This is a genomic window from Intrasporangium sp. (assembly GCF_036566125.1).
Lineage (GTDB): Bacteria > Actinomycetota > Actinomycetes > Actinomycetales > Dermatophilaceae > Intrasporangium.
The window spans coordinates 1-6,289 of sequence record NZ_DATCWX010000018.1; the positions used below are offsets into that span (position 1 = coordinate 1).

The 6,289-nt window shown below is 67.8% G+C and carries 5 protein-coding genes; 3 read left to right on the forward strand and 2 right to left on the reverse strand.

The genetic code is table 11. The features are described 5' to 3' along the window. Positions 1-205 precede the first annotated feature (205 nt). A complete protein-coding gene (locus VIR15_RS01105; RefSeq protein WP_331925625.1) occupies positions 206-1,471 on the reverse strand; it encodes a ferritin-like domain-containing protein in 1,266 nt (421 codons plus the stop codon). A gap of 167 nt (positions 1,472-1,638) precedes the next feature. Here VIR15_RS01105 and VIR15_RS01110 point away from each other — a divergent pair, with 167 nt between their 5' ends. The 3 genes from VIR15_RS01110 (at position 1,639) to adhP (ending at position 5,801) form a co-directional block, all read left to right on the forward strand. Next, the gene (locus tag VIR15_RS01110; protein WP_331925626.1) at positions 1,639-2,967 is read left to right on the forward strand and encodes a helix-turn-helix domain-containing protein; all 1,329 of its coding nucleotides are present in this window, start codon (positions 1,639-1,641) and stop codon (positions 2,965-2,967) included. A 166-nt stretch (positions 2,968-3,133) separates the two neighbouring features. After that, positions 3,134-4,657, forward strand: coding sequence for an acetaldehyde dehydrogenase ExaC (gene exaC / locus VIR15_RS01115; protein ID WP_331925627.1), 1,524 nt, complete (start codon positions 3,134-3,136; stop codon positions 4,655-4,657). 133 nt (positions 4,658-4,790) lie between these two features. After that, positions 4,791-5,801, forward strand: a complete 1,011-nt coding sequence (gene adhP, locus VIR15_RS01120; RefSeq protein WP_331925628.1) for an alcohol dehydrogenase AdhP — start codon at positions 4,791-4,793, stop codon at positions 5,799-5,801. Between the two features lie 325 nt (positions 5,802-6,126). Here the strand turns inward: adhP and VIR15_RS01125 are convergent, their stop codons facing one another. Then, positions 6,127-6,279: an SHOCT domain-containing protein gene (locus VIR15_RS01125; RefSeq protein ID WP_331925629.1), complete on the reverse strand. Its 153-nt coding sequence runs from the start codon at positions 6,277-6,279 to the stop codon at positions 6,127-6,129. Positions 6,280-6,289: the final 10 nt, after the last annotated feature.

Genomic DNA, 6,289 nt, shown 5'->3' on the forward strand with positions numbered 1-6,289 from the left:
GTTGTCGCCGGGCCATCGCAAGGTTGACGACCCCACCACTGGCCAGCAACCGGTCTTCGTCGGGTCCATGGGTCAGCCCTGCTGCCAGAGCAGGGCTGACAGGGTACCGAGTCGTCCTGGTGCCGTACGAGGGCAGTCAGGACGGCAGCCGTGCCGGGCCATCTGGTGCCGGGGTCGTGCTGGGTGCTCGAGATGGGTGACGGCGTCAGACCGCCTCGACTTGAGCCGTCAGGTGCGCGGCTGCGCGGGCCAGCGCTCCGGACACCTGCTTGACGGTGTCTGCCCCCTCGGCCGGATCAAGGCTCTCGCCGAAGAGGGCGAGCTCGTCGAGGCGCTCGGCGAACCGGAGCCAGGCCGAGCGGCGGTGCGGCAGCAGGAAGCTGGCTCGGTAGGGGAGCTGGAAGTTGGCCCCCGCCGTGGCACTCGGATGCTCGGGTCCTACGGGCAGGCGGGCGAGGAGTAGGCCAAGCGGCTTGATGGCCTGGAACATCAGGTCGACGGCCGTCGAGGCGAGCACCTGCCTCTGCTCGGGTGTCTCGTGGCCGAACGCGAAGTATCGCGCGATCATCTGCAGGAGGAGCTCATACACGGAGTTGAACAGATCCGAGCACCCTCCGGTGGCGGCGTCGGTGATGTAGACGTCCGGTTCGATCCCCTCCACCGGTCTCATCCCGGCAGCCACAACGGGGTGAGCCGGCTCGAAGGCGGGGTCAACCTCGCGGATCGCCCGGTACTCCTCGAGCACCGTGAGGAAGCGGCCGTAGTGGGCGGTCTCCCAGTCGCCAGTCGCCCCCTCGCCCTGCTCGACGATGCGCTCGATGGCCCGGTTGGCACCCGCCAGGTCGGTGATTGGTCCGAGGTCGGGCCAGCGGAAGGTGGTTTCCTCCGCCTGGTGGAACGCCGGCCCGATGAACAGCCGGTCCTCGCCCAGCACTTCGGCCAGTCGTGCGAAACCGCGTTCCACCGAACGGTAGAGGTGACCCTGCGTGGAGAAGTCCTGCCCGCGCGGCACGATCTCCTCGGCGCGCATGGGTGCCAGCCGCGGCCCCGTTTGCTGGAACCCGTCGGCGTCGGCCAGCTCCACGCCCTCCGGGCGCTCCAGGAAGACGAAGTGCTGCAACGCCGCCTCGCCGAACGGGAGCAGGCGCAGCTGCACGCCGGCTGGATAACCCTTCGCCTGATGGGGGAAGTGTGGCCTGCTCACATACGGCGCGGACCCGACGGAGATGAGCAGGTTCTGCACCACGGCCCAGTGCAGCATCTCCTGTGCCGCCACATCCAACACCACCCGGCGCCACCGCTCCACGGAGACGAGCTGGTCAGCCTGAAGTCCCGGACCGCTGTTGCCCTTCAGACTGAACGCAGCATAGAGGTACTGGCACATCAGGGCGTGCTCGAGCTCGCCGGCCAGGCTCAGCAGGTAGGTCAGCTCCTTGCGCCGTTCCACCACGATGGGTGACTCGTCCGCCACACGAGAACGCTAGTTGACGGAGGTCCTCTCCCACGTCGAGATGGAGATACTCGCACCGTCGACAAGAGAGGACTGCCGGGCGTGCAGGGCTTTGTCAGGGGCGGCGGCTGGTGAAGGTGTGGCCGCGGAGGGTTCCGTGGATCGAGGCCCTGGCGCACAATCAGCAGGTGGTGTCGGAGGCGAGAGACGCACGCGAGGTCGCCGGTGTCCGCGCGGACGTGGCAGAGTCCTGGCTGCGCTCCGCGGCCGCCGGGGTGCTGGCCGATGCGGTCGACGCACCGATCACCTTGCCCGAGGACGCCCTACGCGACCAACGCGCGGCCCACCCGCTCGCGAGTGTCTTTCCCCTGCTCGATGACGTCCTCGGTCGGGCGGCCCGGGAGTGCGACGCGATCATGGCGGTGTCGGACGCGTCCGGGCAGCTGCTGTGGGTGTGCGGCACGCCGGCGGTCCTGCGCAGGGCCGAGGCCATCGGATTCGTCGAGGGCAGCAACTGGGACGAACGTCTCGCCGGGACCAACGCTCCGGGCATGGCGCTGCGCCTCGACCAATCCGTGCACGTCATCGGAGCAGAGCACTTCCGTCGCTCCGTGCACCGCTGGAGCTGTGCGGCCACGCCGATCCACGACCCGACCGACCAGAGCCTGCTCGGCGTCCTCGACATCACCGGGGCGGACGACGTCGTCATTCCGCAGACGACCGCCATGGTCCGGGCCGCGGCTCGGATGGCTGAGTCCGAGCTGGCCCGGGAGCTGCTCACGCGCCATGCGGCCTCCGGCGGAGCGGTCGACGCGGGACGGGCGGCCGGACTCGCTGTGCGGCTCGAGGCCCTCGGGCGATCGACAGGACTCCTCACGGTCGACGACGGGCGCGGCCACCGTCGCACCATTCGGCTGAGTCCCCGGCACAGCGAGATTCTGCTCCTGCTGGCCTCGGCTCCGCGCGGGCTGTCGGGTGACGAGCTCGCCGTGCTGCTGTACGAGGAGGACAGCAGCGCCTCGACGCTCCGGGTCGAGCTCGGGCGGCTACGTGCCATCCTCGGCTACGACCTTCTCGCGTCGCGCCCCTACCGCCTCATTGCCGATGTCGGAGCCGACTGGCTCGCCGTCGAGGCAATGCTCGCGGTCGGAGACGTGCCGGCCGCTATGCGTGCGTACCGAGGCCCGCTGCTGCCACTGTCCCGCGCCCCCGGTGTCGTGCGACTGCGGGACGGGATCGAAGCCTCGCTGCGCCAGGCCGTCCTCGACAGTCGGGAACCGGACCTCATGTCGACGTGGACCCGATCGGGCTGGGGGGCTGACGACTACGACATGTGGCGGGCACAGCTGGAAGCGCTGTCGCCTCGTTCCCCGCTGCGGTCCCTCGTCATCGGACAGCTCGGTCGGCTGGACCGCGAGCTCGGGGCCGGAAGCCGGCTGGATGGGAGCCAGTCGCGAGCTGGGAGCCAGCCTGGGGCTGGGAGCCAGCTCAGCGGCATACGGCATCGTCGCGCGTAGCGCGCTGTCACCCCCGAGCGCGCCGCTTCCCCCTGTCAGCGAACCATCGCCGGTCCGATGCAACGTGCATGCAACGTGGCGCTGCCTACCGTCGGTCTCGACCCCGGCCAGGAAACCCACGGCATTCCGGCCGCCGGGGCACCACCAAGGACGTTGGGAGATCATCATGACCATCTACGCACCCCCCGGCTCAGCGAGTTCGCTCGTCACCGTCGAGGACCGGTACGGCCACTTCATCGGCGGCAACTGGGTCGACCCCAAGAAGGGTCTCTGGTTCGAGAACCTGTCGCCGGTCAACGGCAAGCCCTTCACCGCGATCGCTCGTGGCACCGAGGAAGACATCGAGGCGGCCCTCGACGCCGCGCACTCGGCCGCCCCCGCGTGGGGACGCACGCCGGCCGCCGAGCGCTCCCTGATCCTGGGCCGGGTCGCCGACCGGCTGGAGGAGAACCTCGAGGCGCTTGCCGTCGCCGAGAGCTGGGAGAACGGCAAGGCGGTCCGGGAGACGCTCGCCGCCGACCTGCCGCTCGCCGTCGACCACTTCCGCTACTTCGCCGGCGTCCTGCGCGGTCAGGAGGGCACCAGCTCGGAGATCGACGAGAACACCGTGGCCTACCACTTCCACGAGCCGCTCGGCGTCGTCGGACAGATCATCCCGTGGAACTTCCCGATCCTCATGGCGGTATGGAAGCTCGCCCCTGCCCTGGCCGCCGGGAACGCCGTGGTCCTCAAACCCGCCGAACAGACGCCGTGGTCGATCCTCAAGGTCATGGAGCTGATCGGGGACCTGCTGCCCGCGGGCGTGGTCAACGTCGTCAACGGCTTCGGTGCCGAGGCCGGTAAGGCGCTCGCGAGCAGCCCGCGCATCGCCAAGATCGCGTTCACCGGCGAGACGACGACCGGACGCCTGATCATGCAGTACGCGTCGCAGAACATCATCCCGGTCACCCTGGAGCTCGGCGGCAAGTCGCCCAACGTCTTCTTCGACGACGTCGTTGCAGAGCGGGACGCCTTCTATGACAAGGCTCTCGAGGGGTTCACAATGTTCGCCCTCAACCAGGGCGAGGTCTGCACCTGCCCCTCCCGAGCACTGGTGCAGTCGTCGATCTACGCGGACTTCGTCTCCGACGCGACGGCACGGGTCGAGCAGATCGTGCAGGGCAACCCGCTCGACACGGACACGACGATGGGCGCGCAGGCGAGCAGGGAACAGCTCGAGAAGATCCTGTCCTACCTCGACATCGGTCGTCAGGAGGGCGCGAAGGTCCTTACCGGCGGTGAGCGCACCGTCCTCGACGGTGACCTGGCGGACGGCTACTACGTCGCGCCGACGATCCTCGAGGGCGACAACTCTATGAGGGTCTTCCAGGAGGAGATCTTCGGGCCCGTCGTCTCGTTGACGAGCTTCGCCGACGAGGGCCAGGCCCTCGAGATCGCCAACGACACGCTCTACGGCCTCGGTGCTGGCGTGTGGACGCGCGACGGAGCACGCGCCTACCGCATGGGGCGCGGGATCAAGGCCGGACGAGTGTGGACGAACTGTTACCACCAGTATCCGGCGCACGCCGCCTTCGGTGGCTACAAGAGCTCGGGCATCGGCCGTGAGAACCACAAGATGATGCTCGACCACTACCAGCAGACCAAGAACCTGCTCGTGTCGTATTCCCCCGACGCGCTCGGCTTCTTCTGAGCCACCGCGGACTCCGCGCAGCGGCAAGGGCCCTCATCGTCGGCGAGACGTGTGCAACGCCATTGCAGCGTCGACCGACCCAGCGTTCCACAATCACTTCCGACAACGACGTCAAGGAGACGACATGAAGACAATGCAAGCAGCCGTGGTCCGCGCCTTCGGCACCGAGCTCAGCATCGACGATGTTCCGCTGCCAGCACCCGGACCCGGGCAGGCCCTGGTCAAGCTCGTCACGAGCGGCGTGTGCCACACGGATCTGCACGCGGCCGAGGGCGACTGGCCGATCAAGCCGAGTCCACCATTCATCCCGGGCCATGAAGGTGTCGGTACGGTGGTCGCCCTGGGCGAAGGCGTCACCGGTCTCAGGCTCGGTCAGCTCGTCGGCAACGCCTGGCTCTTCTCGGCGTGCGGTGAATGCCAGTACTGCATTACCGGCTGGGAGACCCTGTGCGAGAAGCAGCAGAATGCCGGCTACACGGTGGACGGCTCCTTCGGTGAGTACATGGTGGTCGACGCGAAGTTTGCTGCGGTCATCCCAGAGGGCGCAGACCCCGTCGAGGTCGCGCCGATCCTCTGCGCGGGCGTGACCGTGTACAAGGGACTGAAGATGACCGAGACCAAGCCCGGTGAGTGGGTCGTCATTTCCGGCATCGGTGGTCTCGGCCACATCGCGGTGCAGTACGCCAAGGCCATGGGGCTTCGCGTGGCTGCGGTCGACATCGCGGACGACAAGCTGGCGCTGGCGAAGAAGCACGGCGCAGAGCTCGTGATCAACGCGCTCCACGAAGACCCGAGTGAGGTCGTCCAGGCACAGACCGGCGGCGCGCACGGAGTGCTCGTGACCGCCGTCCACCCCGCCGCGTTCGGTCAGGCCATGCACATGTCACGGCGCGGGGGGACGATCGTCTTCAACGGGTTGCCGGCGGGTGACTTCCCTGCCTCCATCTTCGACATCGTCCTCAGAGGCCTGACCGTGCGCGGATCCATCGTCGGGACCCGCCAGGATCTGGCAGAGGCACTGGACTTCTATGCCCGTGGCCTGATTCGGGCAACGGTGAGCACTCGAGAGCTCGGCGAGATCAACGCCGTCTTCGATGAGATGAAGCACGGCAAGATCGACGGCCGGGTTGTCATCCGGTACTGAGGAAGACGAGTCCAGAAGGAAGGGCTCAAACCTGGCTGGCCCGCGCGTACCTCGAGTACTCGCGGGCCGGCCGTTGTTGGTGCCGCACTACCCAAAACGGCGGTTGGACCATCACATCAACGCGGATCGAGCTGCGCCGTCTGCTGCTGGTTTCCTCGCTCTTGGACCCTTCTCGACCTCGTGATAGGTCACGCGACATATTGCGTCACACAAACGGCGACCAGGGGCCGATCCGACCGTTAGCAACCAGCCTGAGCGGCAACCAGATCCGGGGACTTTATCTCGAACGACCGGGAAACGTCCTCACGATCCGTCGGTCCAGGGTTCAAGCCCCTGCTGCACCACCCACGTTCGTAGTGCCGAGGGCTCGTGCCTTCAGCTGCTCGAACTCTGTCTGGGTGATCGCTCCCTCGTCGAGCAGCTTCTTGGCCGACGCGATCTGGTCGACGCTGCCTCCTCCACCACTCGAGCCGGCCACGGAGCGGACA